Here is a 15,130-nt window from a genome sequence, read left to right as displayed (position 1 = left end):
CGTGGACGCCCATGGTGGTCCGCGACGCCCCGATCGTCTCGCACGTCGAGCACCCGGCCGCCCTCGTGCGCCCGCGGCGGGTCGAGGTCGTCGACGTCGTCGACCTGACCCCGCGGATGCGCCGCGTGCGCCTGGCCGGCGACCTGCACGACCTGCCCGTCACCGGCCCGACCGACCACGCCAAGGTCTTCTTCCCGGCCGCGCCGGGGGAGGAGCCGCCCGCCCCGACGCTGAACGCGCGGGGGCTCGTCGTCCCGCCGGCCGGCGTGCCACGGCCGTACCGCGAGTACACGCTGCGTGCCCACGACCCGGACGCCGGGGTCGTCGAGATCGACGTCGTGCGCCACGGCGGCGGGCTCGCCGGGGCGTGGATCGAGGACCCGCGCGGGGCGCTGTGGCTGCACGGGCCACGGTCGAGCGCGTCGGTGGAGGCCCGCGACTGGTACCTGCTCGGCGGCGACGAGACCGCGCTGCCGGCGCTGGCGCGCTGGGTCGCGCAGCTGCCCGCGGTGCCGGTGCACGTGGTGGTGGAGGTCGCCGACGCGGCCGAGGAGGCCTACCTCGGGGAGCTGCCCGCCCACGTGACGGTCGACCGGCGCCACCGCGACGGCGCCGCGCCGGGCACGACGACCCTGCTCGACGACGCCGTCGCGGCGTTCACCCCGCCGGCGGGGGAGGGGTTCGCGTGGATGGGCGCCGAGGCGGGTGCGCTGCGCCCGGTGCGCCGGCGCCTGCGCGCGCTGCTCCCCACCGCCGCCGTGGACCTCGACGGCTACTGGCGCCGCGGCGTGGCGGGGACGGGGCTGGGCTGACCGGCCCATGTGAGCACTTTCCACGGCTATAGCCGTGGAAAGTGCTCACGAGGGGTGGTCGAGCAGGCGCGTGCTCAGGGCCCGCAGGACCCGCAGGCAGGCGTCGAGGTCGCCCGGGTCGAGGTCGAGGTCGGTCTCCAGGGCCCCCAGCTCCCGGCGCTCGGTGTCGCGGACATCGGCCAGCACCTGCTCCCCGGTGGCCGTGAGCTCCACGAGCACCGACCGCCGGTGCGCCGGGTTCTCGCGCGTGCGGACCCACCCGCGCGCGGCGGCGTCGTCGACCGAGCGCTGCACGAACTGCCGGGACAGCGCCAGCGTCCGCCCCAGCGCCGGCACCGTCGTCGGCCCGCAGCCCGCGAGGGCGTCGAGGACCGCGCGCACGCCGACCGGCATCCCGCCCTCCTGCTCGACCGCCCGGACGCCGCGGCGGTAGAGCGGCCCGAGGACGTCGAACACCGCGGCCAGGCGGGCACCGGGCTCCTCGGGTGCAGTCATGACACCCATGTTGTCATATCGACCGCAATGTGACACCTTGGGTGTCATGTTGAGCCACCTCGACCAGGGCGCCGGCCCGCCCGTCGTCCTCCTGCACGGCGGCGCGCTGGACCACCGTCTCTGGGAGCCCCAGATCGCCGCGCTCGCCCGCACCCACCGCGTCATCGCCCCCGACCTGCGCGGCCACGGCGCCTCGCCGACCCCGACCGCGCCGTTCCGCCACGTCGACGACCTCGCTGCGCTCCTGCGCCACCTCGACGTCGGGCCCGCGGCCGTCGCCGGCGTCTCGCTCGGCGCGAGCGTCGCGGTCGACCTCGCCCTCGAGGCGCCGGAGCTGGTGACGGAGCTGGTGGTCAGCGGGGCGGGAGCGAGCGGCGCGGAGTTCCGCGACCCGGCGACCCTCGACCTGCTCGCCCGCTGGGCCGCCGCCGAGCAGGCCGGCGACCGCGCCCTCTGGACCGCGATCTTCCTCGAGCTGGGCTTCGGGGTCGGGCGCCCGCTGGCCGGCGTCGCGCCGGACGTGCTCGCCCACGTCCGGCGGATGACCGACGACACCCTCGACCACCACGTCCCCGACGGCGCGCCGGTGCTGCCGACGCCGGTGCCCGACGTCGCGGCACGGTTGTCGACGCTGCGCCTGCCCGTGCTCGCGGTCGTCGGGCTGCTCGACAGCCCCGACCACCAGCGCATGGCTCGCGAGGTCGCCCGGGCCGCCGGCGGACGCGTCGTCGAGGTCCCGGGCGCCGGGCACTACCCGAACCTCGAGCACCCCGAGCTGGTCACCGGCGCCCTGCAGGCCTTCCTGGGTGCTCAGGGACGGGACGCGCGGCGGATCCAGAGCAGGCCCAGGATCGGCAGGACGACGGGGACGAAGCCGTAACCGATGCCGAAGTCCGACCAGACCGTCGGGTCGGGGAAGTCCTCGGGCCGCAGCAGCGACAGCGTCCCGATCCCGAGCACGCCGACGAGCTCGACGACCACCGCCACCAGCGCCACCCGCCGCGCGCCCCGGCCCAGCGCCACCGCCGCGACGAGGTAGACGGCCGCCGCGAACGCCGAGAGCACGTAGGCCTCCGGCGCGCGCTCGAACTGGACCGCGATCTGGTAGAGCGCCCGCGCGCCCGCCGAGATCGCGAACACCACGTACACGACCAGCAGCACCCGCCCGGGGCCCGCCGCGAGCCGCCGCTCAGCCACCCGTCACCGTCCACACCTGCCCGGTGCGCAGCGACAGCACGGCGAGCGTGACGCCCGCGACCGCGAGCACCACCGAGCCGTAGCGGGTCCGTTCGGACTGCGCGAGCGCCGCCCCGATCGGCAGCACGACCAGCGACGCGACGAGGTAGCCGACGATCTCGACCACCGCGCCGGTGGTCCGCCCACCCTGGACGACGAGCGCGACGACCATGATCAGCGCCTGCACCAGCGCGACGGCCTCGAGCACCACCAGCCCGAGGCGGTGGTTGCGCGTCGGCGCCTGCCCGATCGCCGCGGACACCCCGCACCACAGCGCCCACGCCAGCGCGAGCGCGAGGACCGCGAGGGTCAGGCCGACGATCACGGGCGGCAGCCTACGAGCAGCGGCGCACCGCGCCCGTCACCCCGTCACCCCCACCTCGGTGAGGTAGTCGGCCATCGCGTCGACGCTGCGGAAGCGGTCGATGTCGAAGTCGTCGAGCGGCAGCCGGGTGCCGAACGCGTCCTCCATCCCCACGATGAGCGTCACCAGCGCCAGCGAGTCGAGCAGACCCTCGGCCACCAGGTCGGTCGCCGGCGAGGGCACCTCGACGCCGAGCTGGTCGCGGACCAGGTCGGTCAGGCGCGCGGTGAGGGCCCCGGCGGTGGCCTCCTCGGTCATGCTCATCGTCCTCCTGTCGCGGCCGTGGTCGCGGGAGCGGGCGCGAAGCGCTCCCGCAGCGCGGGCCGGTCGATCTTGCCGTTGACGTTGTGCGGCAGGTCCTCCAGCTCGGCCCACCGCGCGGGCACCATGTACTTCGGCAGCAGCTCGGTGAGCCGGCGCCGCACGTCGGTCGCGGGCAGCACGTGGCCCTCGGCCACCGAGTAGGCGCCGCAGATCGTCGTGCCCTCGAAGCCCCCGGTGTCGATGCCGACCACCGCGCACTCGCGGATGCCCGGCACGGTGGCGAGCGCGGCCTCGATCTCGCCGAGCTCGATCCGGTAGCCGCGGCTCTTGACCTGCGAGTCCACGCGTCCGAGGAAGTGCACGACGCCGGTGTCGTCGACCCGCGCGAGGTCGCCGGTCCGGTAGAGCCGCTCGCCGTCGGCGTGGGGGACGAACGCGGCCACGGTCTTCTCCGGGTCGCGCCAGTAGCCCGGCGAGAGCCCGGCCCCGCCGATCCACAGCTCGCCCACCTCGCCGACGGGCATCGGGGCCATGTCCTCGTCGAGGACGCGCAGCTCCTCGCCGTCGCAGGCGCGCCCGATCGGCACCGGCACGGTCTCGTCCGGCGGGACCTCGGGCACGTCGAAGTACGACGACGCGATGGTCGCCTCGGTCGGGCCGTAGAGGTTGGTGAACCGGACGTGCGGCAGCCGCCGCATCCAGTGCGCGAGCACCGGCGTCGGCAGCACCTCCCCGCACCACAGCAGCCGCTCGAGCGCCGGGAAGTCGTCCTGGGCGACGGCGTCGAAGCGCGCGAGGTAGGTCAGCACGCTGGGCACCGAGAACCACTGGGTCAGCGCGCGGTCGCGGATGAAGGCCGCGGTGCCGCGCGGGTCGATGCCGAGCGAGGCCGGGACGAGGTGCAGCTCGGCACCGGCGGCGAGCGTCGCGTAGATGTCGAACGTCGACAGGTCGAAGTGCAGCGGCGGGTGCCCGGAGACGCGGTCGCCGGGGCGGGTGCCGAAGTGCCGCAGCGCCCAGTCGACGAAGGCGAGGACGGTGTCGTGGGTGATCATCACGCCCTTGGGCACGCCGGTCGAGCCCGACGTGAAGAGCAGGTGCGCGAGGTCGGTCGGCGCGACGCCCGGGCCCGCGGTCGGCGCCAGGACCAGGTCCTCCCGGCCGAACGCGACCCCGTCCTGCGTGTCGAGGGCCCCGACCAGCGGTGGACGACCCAGCAGCGCGGTCGGCAGCTCGGCGAGCACCTCGTCGAGCAGCGGCCGCGACGCCGCGTCCACGAGCACGATCTCGGGCTCGGCCGCCCCGACGATCCGCGCCACCCGCGACGCCGGCCCCGCCGGGTCGACGGGCACGTAGGCCCCGCCCGCGCGCAGCGTCCCGATCAGCGCGGCGATGGTCCACGGCGCCTTCTCCGCGAGCACCGCCACCCGCGCGCCGGGCGTCAGGCCGTGGCCGAGCAGCACGTGCGCGACCCGGTTCACCGCCCCGTCGAGCTCGGCGTAGGTCATCGTCTCGTCGGTGCCGACCAGCGCGGGCCGGTCGGCGTGCCGCTGGGCGCTGTCGGCGAGGAGGTCCTGCAGGTGGCCGGCGGGGCGGCTCATGCGCGCACCGCCGCCCCGGCCCGGGCGAACACCTCGCCGGCGTGCCCGAGGTCCTCGGGTGCGGGTGGGATGTCCAGCACGAACACCTCCGTGCCGCGCTCGACGTAGCGGGCGACCTCGGCGGCGACCCGGTCGTGCGAGCCGACGAGGTAGGGGCAGAACGACTGGTAGTTCTCGAACGGGCCTAGCCAGTAGGGCTCGGGCTCGGCGTCGAGGTCCGCCGGCGCGGCCGGCGGTGTCTTCGCGGCGGCCGTGAGCTGGTGGTGCCAGTGCGAGTCCGACACGCGCATGGCCATCGCGTGTGCGACCTGGCCCGTGCGGTCGGCGGGGAAGCGCTCGTGCGCGACGCGCCACGCCTCGTCGGCGTCGTCGCGGGCGATGATGCCCATGCGGACGCCGCCGCCGGTGGGGGTGTCACCGTCGGGCGCCGTGCCGAGCGGCTCGGGGTAGCGGATGGGCGTCGCGCCGATCTCCGCCGCCGCGGCGCGCCCGGCGGGCGAGGAGCCCGAGATCAGCACCTCGGGCATGAGCTCGGGCGGCAGCGCCGGGGCGAGCTTGAGGTTCTCCACCGTGTGCCACCGACCCTCGCGGGTCACGGTCTCGCCGCGCAGCAGGGCGGTGAGGATCTGCGTGTACTCGACCGTGCGGGCGTAGCGGTCGTCGTGCTCGGTGGTGTCGCCCAGCGCGAGCAGGTCGTTCCTGAACCCCCCGGCCAGCATGTTCAGGTGCACCGCCCGGCCGTGCAGGTACGCGAGCGAGGAGACCATCGACGCCGCCGTGTACGGGTGCATGTACACCGGCTGCACGGCGACGAGCGGGGCGAGGCGCTCGGTCGCGGTGATGGCCGTCTGGGCCACCAGCCACGGGTCGGCGATCCCGTTGTCGGTGTAGACGAGCATGCCGGCGCAGCCCGCCTCCTCGCTCCACCGCGCGGTCGCGGCGACCGCGTCGAGGTAGTCGGGTGCCGGCACGTCCTTGGACTGTGGGCACGTCGAGTAGACGGTCAGGCTCATGCGGAGTTCCCTCCTCGCCAGAGCAGGTGCGGGGCCATCCACCACTCCCCGTCGAGGCGGGTGAGCAGTGCGTCGGACGACTCGAGGAGCCCCAGGAGCCCGTCGTCGTCGGCGTGGACCAGCGACCACGTCGCCGGACGGATCAGGCAGCGGCGCCGCCGGACGGCGGCCACCAGCGACGGCTCGAGCCGGCCCGCGACCGCCGCGGCGCCGTGCGCGTCGGCGTGGGCCAGGAGGTGGTCGAGCACGGGTCCCGGGTCGGGCCCGGTCGACGCGATCTGCTGGACCTGGGCGGTACCGCCCACCGGCAGGAAGTACACGTACCAGCCCGCGACCCGGCCGGCGCCGGTGCGCACCAGCTGCGCGACGAGGCGGCCGCGGGCGGGGGTGACGGTCTCCAGCTCGTCGAACAGCCACCGCAGGTAGCACTCGTCGTAGTCGGGGAACAGCCGCCAGCGCCGCGGGGCCGCGCTCATCTGCTCGAGCAGCGCCTCGACCGTGAGGGGCTCGGCGGTCAGGTCCTCGGGTGTGGAGGCGCGCAACCGGTTCCCGACGCGGGGCAGCCGGCGCAGCGGCCCGTCACCGGCGGCGACGGCGCGGGCCACGGGGTGCGGCAGCGCGCGTCCCCGCTCGCGGAGCAGGGCCGTCACGGCGCCGCCGGGACGCAGGAACCGCTGCCACTGGAACGACGCCGTCGCCCGCACCCGACCGCGCAGGGTCGTCCAGAGGTGGTGCATCGAGTCCGAGCCCCCGTCGGTGAGGGTCACGTCCTGCGGCCCGGCGAGGAAGGCGCGCGTGAGGAGCATGCCGGTGCCGGGGTGCTCGGGGTCGATCACCATCGGCCCGCCGCACGCGAGGCGGACCGGTCGGGAGTCGACGCGCAGCCGGCGCGGATTCACCGCCTGGAAGCCGATGAGGCGTCCGTCGCGGTCCTCGGCGACGAGGGACGGGAGGTCGTCGTCGAGCCACGGGGCGTCGAAGGACTGGCGCTCCAGGAACGCCACGAGCGGTGCGGGTGCCTCGGTGGATCCGGAGCGGGACCGGGCTTCGAACAGGGCGGCCGCCGCGGGGACGTCGTCGCGACGCATCGGCCGGATCGTGGTCATGCGCCGCCGGTCCCCCTGGTGCTCTCGACGATCACGCTGGCCCCCCGTCCCGCACCGCCACGGCTCCGTGGGCGATGCGTCCGCCCGGATTCTCCCGTGGTGCGGGGCACTCCCCGCATGCGGGTGTCTCCGGACAGTCATCATCCGTTCTCCTTACCGAGAACGAATCGGACAGTGAAGTGGTTCCGCGACCGGCCCGAGGTCGTCGTCGACACCGCCCTGTCGGGGGACGCGCGTGAGGTGCCCGGCGCGTGGGCACCATGCCGACCATGGCTCCCCGCGACGACCTGGCCGCGTCCCTGCGCTCCCTCGACGGCGCGAGCTACGGGCGCTACAGGTCGCTGAGCGGGGCGTGGCGGGTCGCGGGCGTCGAGCTCGAGGTGCTCCGCGTCCAGGCCGACCCGTTCGCGCCGCCGAGCCGCGTCCGCGTCACCGTCTCCGACGCCGGGCTGCCCGCCGACCTCGACGCCACCCCCGACCGCCGGCGGGCCCTGGCGGCCTTCCTGCTGCGCGGGCTGCGCCGGGCGCTGCGGGGCACGCCGGTGCACGTCGACGCCGGCGGGCCCGAGGTGCTCGACCGCAGCGCCGGCACGGTCCGCGACGACGGTGTCGTGGTGCTCGAGGTCGGCGTGCCGTTCCCGGGCCCGAAGCGGCGGATCCTCGGGCGCGAGGCCGCGACGCTGCTCGGCGAGACGCTCCCGGCCGCGGTGCGCGACGCCGTGCACGGCGCCGACCACGCGGCGGCGCGGCGGTTCGTCGAGACCGTCGAGGACGCCGTCGCCCTCCGCGGGGCGCTGGCCGAGCGCGGGCTGGTGGCCTTCGTCGCCGACGGCGCGGTGCTGCCACGGCGCAGCGGCGTCGACGACCGGCCGATGGAGGACGCGACGCCGTTCGCCGGGCCGGACGCGCTGCGGGTGACGCTGACGGCGCCGAACGCCGGCGAGGTGAGCGGTCTGGGGGTGCCGGAGGGCGTCACGCTGATCGTCGGCGGCGGCTACCACGGCAAGTCGACGCTGCTGCGCGCGATCGAGGCGGGCGTCTACGACCACGAGCCCGGCGACGGGCGCGAGCAGGTGGTCACGCGGCCCGACGCGGTGAAGCTGCGCGCCGAGGACGGGCGCGCGGTGGTCCACGACGACGTGTCCGCGTTCGTCGCCCACCTGCCCTCCGGCGAGCCGACCGACGACTTCTCGACGACCAACGCCTCGGGCTCCACCAGCCAGGCCGCATCGACGGTCGAGGCGGTGGAGGCGGGCGCGGACGTGCTGCTCATCGACGAGGACACGTCGGCGACGAACATGATGATCCGCGACGCCCGGATGCAGCAGCTGATCGCGACCGAGCCGCTCGTGCCGTTCGTGGAGCGCGTCCGGCCGCTGCACGCCGAGCACGGGGTGTCGACGGTGCTGGTCATGGGCGGGTCGGGCGACTACCTCGGCGTCGCCGACACCGTGATCATGATGGACGCCTACCGCGCCTCGGACGTCACCGCGCGCGCCCACGAGATCGCCGCCTCGGGCACGTCGCGCGCCGTGGAGCACACCGGCTTCCCGGCGGTGAGCCCGCGCGTCGTCGACCCCGCCTCGCTCGACCCGACCGCGCGCGGCAAGCGCAAGATCAGCGCGCGGGGCCGCGACCGGCTGACCTTCGGCGAGGACGACATCGACCTCACCGCCGTCGAGCAGATCACCGACCGTTCGCAGGTCGCGGGCATCGGGCGGGCGCTCGCGCTGCTCGGGGACGGGGTGCTCGACGGCACGATCACCCTGGCCGAGGGGCTCGACCTGCTCGACGCCGAGCTCGACCGGCGGGGCCTGGACGCCCTGCTCGACGGGCGGTCCGAGGACATCGCCCGCCCCCGCCGTCACGAGGTCGCCGCGGCCCTCAACCGCCTGCGCTCGCTGCGGCTGAAGCGCACGTGAGCAGTTGCCACGGCCATGGGCGTGGCAACTGCTCACGAGGGGCTACGGGAGGATCTGGACCTTGTCGTAGACCTCGAGGCCGTTGAAGAAGGCCTGGGCGTCGGGATCGGCCATGCGGACGCAGCCCGCCGACTGGCGCGACGGGTCGCCGCCGTGGAAGGCGCGGCCGTTGTCGTCGAAGAACACCGCCCAGGGCATGCGCGCGCCGTCGTACTCCTTGGAGAGGTGGACCTCCTCCTTGCGCTGCACGGCGAACATGCCGGTCGGGGTCTCCTTGCCCGGCGCCCCGTGGTTCATCCGCACCGGGCCGCGCACGACGGTGCCTGCGCCGTCGGTGAGCCACGCCTCGTTGGTCGACAGGCGGGCGCAGGCCTTCACCGCCGCCTCGCAGGGCGAGGCCGCCGCGGGCGTCGCGGGAGCCGCCATCGCCACCGCGCCGACACCTCCCAGGCCCGCGATCGCGACCAGCCCGAGGCCGATCGCGGCGGCCCGGTGACCGACCCGACGCCGCGCGCGCCGGGCGCCGTCACGCGCCCCGTCCATCCAGGTGTGCCGACCCACCGTGCTCCTCCCGACGGTCTGCGCCGCTGCCCGCGGTGCCTCCCTCTCAACGGCACGCCGGGTGCCACGGACGAGTGGTCTGTCCGGGTGGTGTCCCGCTGCTCTGCGTGGCCCCTCGTGGCGTGCCGGGCGGGGACTCTCTCATCCGTCGATCACCGCGGCCCGACCCCGGGGTGGCTTGCCGGGGCCGTCCGTGGGCAGGAAGGTGACGCGGTGGCGCGAACCGGATCCGGCGGGCGGGACGAGGGTGAGGAACGCGACGGCGTCGCGCTGACGAACCTCGACCAGGAGCTCTTCGCCGGGGCCGGGGTGACCAAGCGCGAGCTCGTCGACTACCTCGACGCCGTCGCGCCGCGGCTGCTGCCGGCGCTCGCCGGGCGCCCGCTCTCGGTGGTGCGGGCACTGCGCGGGCAGAAGCCGTTCATGCAGAAGAACGTCCCGAAGTACGCGCCGGCGTGGGTGCGGACGGTGTCGTTCTGGGCGGAGTCGTCGCACCGGGAGGTCGCCTACGCGCTCTGCGACGACCGGCGCACCCTGCTGTGGTTCGCCAACCAGCGCGCGATCGAGTACCACCCCACCCTCGTCCGTGCCGAGTCCATGGCCACGCCCGAGCACCTCGTGCTCGACCTCGACCCGCCCGAGGACGCGGGCTTCGCCGCCGTCGTGGCCGCCGCGCACCTCGTGCGTCGCGCGCTCGACGACGCGGGCCTCGCGGGCGTCGTGAAGACCACGGGCGCGAAGGGCGTGCACGTCCTCGTCCCGCTCGCGCCCGGACCGACCCACGAGGACGTCGCCGGCGCCACCCGCGCGCTCGCCGCCCGCACCGAGCGCCTCGACCCCGCCGTCGCCACCACGGCGTTCATCCGCGCCGACCGCGGCGGCAAGGTGTTCGTCGACCCCACGCGCGCGGGCGGCTCCACCATCGCCGCGGTCTACAGCCCGCGGGTGCGGCCCGGGCTGCCCGTGTCGTTCCCGGTGTCGTGGGACGAGCTCGACACCGTGGTCCCGTCCGAGATCACGGTGCGCACCGCGCCCGACCGCCCCGACCCCTGGGCCGACCCCGCCGCCCGCCCGGCGCCGCAGCAGCTGCCCGAGGACCTCGTCGCCGAGGGCCGCACCATCCCCGTCGCCCGGGTCCAGGCCATGCACGAGGGCAAGCGCCGCAAGCGCGCGGCGGAGAAGGCCGAGAAGGAGACCGATTAGTCAGCGAAGTGCCGTCACAGACGTTCAGTGTCCGTATCGGTACTTCGATCACCCGGGCCAGGCGCCGACGACGACGGTCGCGTCGCGCTCCTCGTCGCGCGCCACGTCGACGCCGACGAACCCCACCCCGGCCAGGGCCGCCCGGGCCACGTCGCCCTGGTGCTCCGCGCACTCGACGAGCAGGCGCCCGCCCGTGCGCAGCCACGCCGGAGCCTGCCCCGCGAGCCGGCGCACGACGTCGATCCCGTCGCCGCCGCCGTCGAGGGCCACCCGCGGCTCGTGCTCGCGCGCCTCGGGGGGCATGGCGGCGACCGCGTCGCTCGGCACGTAGGGGGTGCTCGCGACGACGACGTCGACGGACGCGGCGAGCGCCGGCGGCAGGGCCGTGAGCAGGTCGCCGGTGTGCACCCCCGCGGCGCCGGGGAGGTTCGTCCGCGCGCAGGCCACGGCCGCCGGGTCGACGTCGGCCGCGTGCAGCGCGAGGTCCGGGCGCGCGGCGAGCAGCGCGGCCCCGATGGCACCGGTGCCGCAGCAGACGTCGACGACGGCCGCGCCCGGCCCGGTCACCGCCAGTGCCCGCTCGACGAGGAACTCGCTGCGGTGCCGCGGCACGAACACCCCGGGCGCCACCGCGACCCGCTGCCCCGCGAACTCCGCCCAGCCCAGCACCTGCTCCAGCGGCTCGCCGGCCACCCGCCGCGCGACGAGGTCCTCCGGCGCGCCGGCCAGCAGCGCCGCCTCCTCCTCGGCGAACACGCAGCCCGCCGCGCGCAGACGGTCCACGAGGCTCACAGCCCCAGGATCCCCCGCGTCTCCGCGATCGTCGCCGGGCGGTGCCCGAGGTCGCGCAGCAGGGCCACGACCTCGTCGACGAGCTCGGTGTTCGTCGGCGTCGACGTCCCGGCGTGGTCCTCGAGCCCGACCCGCACGTGCCCGCCGCGCCGCACCGCCGCCTCGGCGAGCCCGCACCCGACGACGTCGCCACCGAGCACCGCCACCGACCACGGCAGCCCGCTGGGCTCGAGCATCTCGAGGTAGGCCTCCAGCGCCGTCGTCGTCGGCGGCAGCCCGAACTCCAGCTCGCCGCCGAAGTACAGCTTGACGATCGCGCCCGGCGGCACCCGGCCGTGGCGGTGCAGGGTCAGCGTCACCCGCAGGAAGCTGGGATCGAAGATCGAGATCGACGGGCCGGTGCCGTGCGCGGCGCAGCGGGCGAACATGTGCTCGGTGTCGGCGAGGCTGTTCTGGTACGGGCCCGGCGCGGCGGCCTCGGCGGTCGCGCCGTCGCTGGTCAGGCCCAGGTTCACCGACCCCGGGTCGACCAGCGAGAGCCCGCCGAGCCCGCGGCGGGCGAGCTCCTCGTGGTGCGCCCAGCGCGTCTCGATCGGGATGCCGCGGGCGCCCGCGGCCATCGTGGCGTAGAGCAGCAGGTCCGGGTGCTGCGCGAGCACCGGCGTCCACGCCTCGAGGTAGGGCTCGACGGGGTGCACGCCGTCGGGCACGAACATGGCCTCGTGGTGGTCGTGCGCGATGCTCGCCCCCCGGGCCACGCAGGCGAGCATCTCGTCGGCGACCTCGGCGGGGGTCAGCGGCACGTGCGGGTTCACCGAGCGCGGTGTCGCGCCGTTGACGGCGACCTCGAGGATCACGGGGGCGGTCACCCGGAGAGGATCGTCGCCCGGACCGGGCCGCGTCGAGCATGATGCCGACCGTGGATCCCCTGACCCCCGACGAGCTCGGCCGGGTGCGCGCGCTCGCGACGTCGTCGCTGTGCGACGCGGACAAGACGCTCGCGCTGCCCGACCCCGCGATCCGGGCGATGGTGTCCCACGCGCGCATGGCCGGTCCGGCGGTCACCGTCGTCGCGCCCGACGACCACCTCCCGGTGCTGGCCGCGGCGGGCGAGGCCCCGGCCGGCTCGGTGCTGGTGGTGGTCAACCCGCGGGGGGCGCGCGCGGTGGCGGGCGAGCTGGTCGCGTCCGAGGCGCGCCGCCGCGGCCTGGCCGGCATGGTCATCGACGGGTACTGCCGGGACGTCGCGGCCCTGCGCCGCATCGGCCTGCCGGTGTTCGCCCGCGGCACGACCCCGGCGTCGGGCAGCGCGCGCGACCCGCGGGGCCTCGACGAGGGACCGGTCGCGCTGGGCGGGGTGCCCGTGCGGCCCGGCGACCTGGTGCTGGGCGACGACGACGGCCTCGCCGTCGCGACCCCCGACCAGCTGCGCGCGGCCCTGGCGGGGGCCGAGGAGGTCGAGCGCGCCGAGGCCGCCGTGCTCGCGGGGATGGGGGAGGGGCGGGACGGTCGGAGCCTCGCCGACCACACGAACCTCGCCGAGCACCGCGCCGCCCGCGCGGCCGGGCAGGACTCGTCGTTGCGGTTCCTCGTCTGATGGGTGCTGTGCCGAAGGGTGCGCTCTGATGGCCGTCCTGCTCGTCACCGGCGGCAGCCGCGGCATCGGCGCCGCCGTCGTCGCCCGGGGCGCGGCCGCCGGCTGGGACGTCTGCCTGACCTACCGCAGCGACGAGGACGCGGCGCACCGGGTGGCCGCCGCGGCGCGCGAGCAGGGTGTCGAGGCGCGCGCGGTCCGCGCGGACGTGGCGGTGGAGGCCGACGTCGAGGCGGCCTTCGCGGCGGCGGACGCGATGGGCCCGCTCGGCGGGGTCGTCGTCAACGCCGGGGTCGTGGCGCCGAAGTCGCGGGTCGACGCCGTGTCGGCCGCGCGCGTCGCGGACATGCTCGCGGTCAACGTCGTCGGCGCCGTCGTCACGTGCCGCGAGGCGGTGCGCCGCCTGTCGACCGCGCACGGCGGGCCGGGCGGCTCGATCGTGCTGGTGGGGTCGGTGGCGTCGCGGCTGGGCTCGCCGGGGGAGTACGTCGACTACGCGGCGTCGAAGGCCGCCGTCGACACGCTCGGCCTCGGGCTGTCGAAGGAGGTCGCCGACGAGGGCGTGCGCGTCAACGTCGTGCGGCCCGGCATCGTCGACACGGAGATCCACGCGTCGGGCGGGCAGCCGGACCGCGTGGCGCGCATCGGTCCGACGGTGCCGATCGGCCGCGCGGGCACGGCCGACGAGGTGGCCGCCGCGGTCGCGTGGCTGCTCTCCGACGAGGCCTCGTACTGCACGGGGAGCGTGCTCGACGTCACGGGCGGCCGCTGACCCCGACCGACCACGACCGCCGGCACGACCACCGGGCAGGGCCCTCGATCGTGGCGGCGGCCGCGGGGAGCACAATCCGGGGACGTGGAGGGGACGCGGGGTGCCGCGCTCGACGCGGTGGGCCAGCAGGGCGGGGGCAGGTCGTGGCGACGCTTCGTCGCCTGGGCGACAGCTTCACCGAGGGGGTCGGCGACCCCGACCCGACCACCGGCCGGGAACGCGGCTGGGCCGACCGGCTCGCCGACGCCCTGGCCCGCGCGGATCCCGAGGTCCGCTACGCCAACCTCGCGGTCCGCGGCCTGCTGCTCGACACGATCGTCGCCAGCCAGGTCCCCGCGGCCGTCCGGATGGCCCCGGACCTCGTGAGTCTCTGCGCCGCGGGCAATGACCTCCTGCGCCCCGGCGCCGACCCGGCCGCGCTGGCCGAGCGCTTCGAGGGCGCGGTGTCGACGCTGCGGGCCACCGGTGCCGACGTGCTCGTGTTCACCGGCTTCGACACCCGCGAGAGCCCGCTGCTCAACCTCATCGGCCGGCGGCTCGCGGCGATGAACGACCACATCCGCGAGATCGCCCACCGGCAGGGCGCGCACCTCGTCGACCTGTGGGTGATGCCGCCGCTGGCCGACCCGCGCGCCCGCACCGACGACCGCCTGCACCTCAACCCCGCCGGCCACGCCCGGGTCGCCGCGCGGGCCTGCGAGGTCCTCGGCCTGCCCGCCGACGTCGACTGGCACGCGCCCTGGCCGCACGCCGCGCCCAGCACCTGGGGCCGGCGCCGCGCCGAGGACGCCCGCTGGGCGCGCGACCACCTCTGGCCGTGGGTGCAGCGCCGCGCGCAGGGCCGCAGCACCGGCGACGAGCGCCGCGCGAAGCGCCCGGACCTCGCCCCCGTCGCCGGCCCGTGAGCGGCATCAGCATCGTCGTCAACGACCTGGGGACGGGGATCAGCGCGCCGCCGACCGCCGCTCCGACTCGGCCGCGAGCCCGGCGATCTCGGTGTCGACGTAGCGGCGGGTCATCGGGCCGAGCATCGAGGCGACGACGCCCAGCGCGCCGGTCTGGCGGATGCCGAGGGTGATGCGGCTGCGTCCCGGACCCCACGGCTCCACGGCGTGCCACGCGACGCTGTGCAGTCCGGGGGCGGGTGCGGCCCACGTGAACGACCGGCCCGGCTCGAGCTCGGTGACCTCCCACGTCGCCGGCGGCAGCCGCGGTTGCTCGACCCGCACCCGCGTCCCCACCCGCAGCGTGTCCCCGTCGACGACGCGGACCCGCCGCATCGTCGAGGTCCACGTCGGCATCCGCTCGACGTCGGCCATCACCGCCCAGACCGTGTCCGCCCCGGCGTCGACCTCACGCGCGACCGTGTACTCCACGGCGACGTCCTACCGCGCG

At 76.2% G+C, this 15,130-nt stretch carries 18 protein-coding genes; 7 read left to right on the top strand and 11 right to left on the bottom strand.

Annotation, left to right across the window (positions count from 1 at the left end):
* The first annotated feature begins 11 nt into the window (after nucleotides 1-11).
* Nucleotides 12-812 (top strand): siderophore-interacting protein, encoded by an 801-nt coding sequence (locus tag PGB27_RS21250; protein WP_274202396.1) that lies wholly within the window; start codon nucleotides 12-14, stop codon nucleotides 810-812.
* Nucleotides 813-857: 45 nt separating this feature from the next.
* On the opposite strand, the gene PGB27_RS21245 is transcribed toward PGB27_RS21250, so the two are convergent.
* Complete coding sequence (locus tag PGB27_RS21245) at nucleotides 858-1,307, bottom strand: MarR family winged helix-turn-helix transcriptional regulator (protein WP_274202395.1); 450 nt, start codon at nucleotides 1,305-1,307, stop codon at nucleotides 858-860.
* 46 nt (nucleotides 1,308-1,353) lie between these two features.
* Here PGB27_RS21245 and PGB27_RS21240 point away from each other — a divergent pair, with 46 nt between their 5' ends.
* Nucleotides 1,354-2,187: an alpha/beta fold hydrolase gene (locus tag PGB27_RS21240; protein ID WP_274202394.1), complete on the top strand. Its 834-nt coding sequence runs from the start codon at nucleotides 1,354-1,356 to the stop codon at nucleotides 2,185-2,187.
* Here the strand turns inward: PGB27_RS21240 and PGB27_RS21235 are convergent.
* Genes PGB27_RS21235 through PGB27_RS21210 form a run of 6 tightly spaced genes read right to left on the bottom strand, consistent with a single transcriptional unit; the run spans nucleotide 2,118 to nucleotide 6,891 of the window.
* A complete protein-coding gene (locus PGB27_RS21235; protein ID WP_274202393.1) occupies nucleotides 2,118-2,504 on the bottom strand; it encodes a hypothetical protein in 387 nt (128 codons plus the stop codon). The genes PGB27_RS21240 and PGB27_RS21235 overlap by 70 nt on opposite strands.
* Complete coding sequence (locus PGB27_RS21230) at nucleotides 2,497-2,868, bottom strand: hypothetical protein (RefSeq protein ID WP_274202392.1); 372 nt, start codon at nucleotides 2,866-2,868, stop codon at nucleotides 2,497-2,499. Before PGB27_RS21230 ends, PGB27_RS21235 begins: the two co-directional genes overlap by 8 nt.
* A 36-nt stretch (nucleotides 2,869-2,904) precedes the next feature.
* On the bottom strand, nucleotides 2,905-3,171 hold the full coding sequence (locus PGB27_RS21225; RefSeq protein ID WP_274202391.1) for an acyl carrier protein: 267 nt from the start codon (nucleotides 3,169-3,171) through the stop codon (nucleotides 2,905-2,907).
* A complete protein-coding gene (locus PGB27_RS21220; RefSeq protein ID WP_274202390.1) occupies nucleotides 3,168-4,772 on the bottom strand; it encodes an amino acid adenylation domain-containing protein in 1,605 nt (534 codons plus the stop codon). Before PGB27_RS21220 ends, PGB27_RS21225 begins: the two co-directional genes overlap by 4 nt.
* A complete protein-coding gene (locus PGB27_RS21215; RefSeq protein ID WP_274202389.1) occupies nucleotides 4,769-5,785 on the bottom strand; it encodes an LLM class flavin-dependent oxidoreductase in 1,017 nt (338 codons plus the stop codon). Before PGB27_RS21215 ends, PGB27_RS21220 begins: the two co-directional genes overlap by 4 nt.
* Nucleotides 5,782-6,891, bottom strand: a complete 1,110-nt coding sequence (locus tag PGB27_RS21210) for a GNAT family N-acetyltransferase (protein ID WP_274202388.1) — start codon at nucleotides 6,889-6,891, stop codon at nucleotides 5,782-5,784. Before PGB27_RS21210 ends, PGB27_RS21215 begins: the two co-directional genes overlap by 4 nt.
* 269 nt (nucleotides 6,892-7,160) lie before the next feature.
* Here PGB27_RS21210 and PGB27_RS21205 point away from each other — a divergent pair, with 269 nt between their 5' ends.
* Entirely contained in the window at nucleotides 7,161-8,813 is a 1,653-nt protein-coding gene (locus tag PGB27_RS21205) for an ABC-ATPase domain-containing protein (protein WP_274202387.1), read from the top strand.
* A gap of 42 nt (nucleotides 8,814-8,855) precedes the next feature.
* On the opposite strand, the gene PGB27_RS21200 is transcribed toward PGB27_RS21205, so the two are convergent.
* Nucleotides 8,856-9,374, bottom strand: coding sequence for a L,D-transpeptidase (locus PGB27_RS21200; protein ID WP_274202386.1), 519 nt, complete (start codon nucleotides 9,372-9,374; stop codon nucleotides 8,856-8,858).
* Nucleotides 9,375-9,587: 213 nt separating this feature from the next.
* On the opposite strand from PGB27_RS21200, the gene ligD reads away from it, so the two are divergent.
* Nucleotides 9,588-10,577 (top strand): non-homologous end-joining DNA ligase, encoded by a 990-nt coding sequence (gene ligD / locus PGB27_RS21195; RefSeq protein WP_274202385.1) that lies wholly within the window; start codon nucleotides 9,588-9,590, stop codon nucleotides 10,575-10,577.
* Nucleotides 10,578-10,625: 48 nt separating this feature from the next.
* On the opposite strand, the gene PGB27_RS21190 is transcribed toward ligD, so the two are convergent.
* Both PGB27_RS21190 and PGB27_RS21185 read right to left on the bottom strand, forming a co-directional pair.
* Nucleotides 10,626-11,369: a putative protein N(5)-glutamine methyltransferase gene (locus tag PGB27_RS21190; protein WP_274202384.1), complete on the bottom strand. Its 744-nt coding sequence runs from the start codon at nucleotides 11,367-11,369 to the stop codon at nucleotides 10,626-10,628.
* On the bottom strand, nucleotides 11,366-12,238 hold the full coding sequence (locus PGB27_RS21185) for a BKACE family enzyme (RefSeq protein WP_274202383.1): 873 nt from the start codon (nucleotides 12,236-12,238) through the stop codon (nucleotides 11,366-11,368). Before PGB27_RS21185 ends, PGB27_RS21190 begins: the two co-directional genes overlap by 4 nt.
* A 50-nt stretch (nucleotides 12,239-12,288) precedes the next feature.
* Here PGB27_RS21185 and PGB27_RS21180 point away from each other — a divergent pair, with 50 nt between their 5' ends.
* From PGB27_RS21180 to PGB27_RS21170, 3 genes are all read left to right on the top strand, one after another.
* Nucleotides 12,289-12,966, top strand: coding sequence for an RraA family protein (locus PGB27_RS21180; RefSeq protein WP_274202382.1), 678 nt, complete (start codon nucleotides 12,289-12,291; stop codon nucleotides 12,964-12,966).
* A 28-nt stretch (nucleotides 12,967-12,994) separates the two neighbouring features.
* Entirely contained in the window at nucleotides 12,995-13,735 is a 741-nt protein-coding gene (locus tag PGB27_RS21175; RefSeq protein WP_274202381.1) for an SDR family oxidoreductase, read from the top strand.
* 143 nt (nucleotides 13,736-13,878) lie between these two features.
* Nucleotides 13,879-14,640: an SGNH/GDSL hydrolase family protein gene (locus tag PGB27_RS21170; RefSeq protein WP_274202380.1), complete on the top strand. Its 762-nt coding sequence runs from the start codon at nucleotides 13,879-13,881 to the stop codon at nucleotides 14,638-14,640.
* Between the two features lie 39 nt (nucleotides 14,641-14,679).
* Here the strand turns inward: PGB27_RS21170 and PGB27_RS21165 are convergent, their stop codons facing one another.
* A complete protein-coding gene (locus tag PGB27_RS21165) occupies nucleotides 14,680-15,111 on the bottom strand; it encodes an SRPBCC family protein (protein ID WP_274202379.1) in 432 nt (143 codons plus the stop codon).
* Between the last annotated feature and the right edge of the window lie 19 nt (nucleotides 15,112-15,130).

Source organism: Actinomycetospora lemnae (genome assembly GCF_028737315.1).
GTDB lineage: Bacteria > Actinomycetota > Actinomycetes > Mycobacteriales > Pseudonocardiaceae > Actinomycetospora > Actinomycetospora lemnae.
The sequence above is the reverse complement of the archived record's forward strand: the minus strand, read 5'-3'. Positions and strand labels throughout refer to the sequence as shown.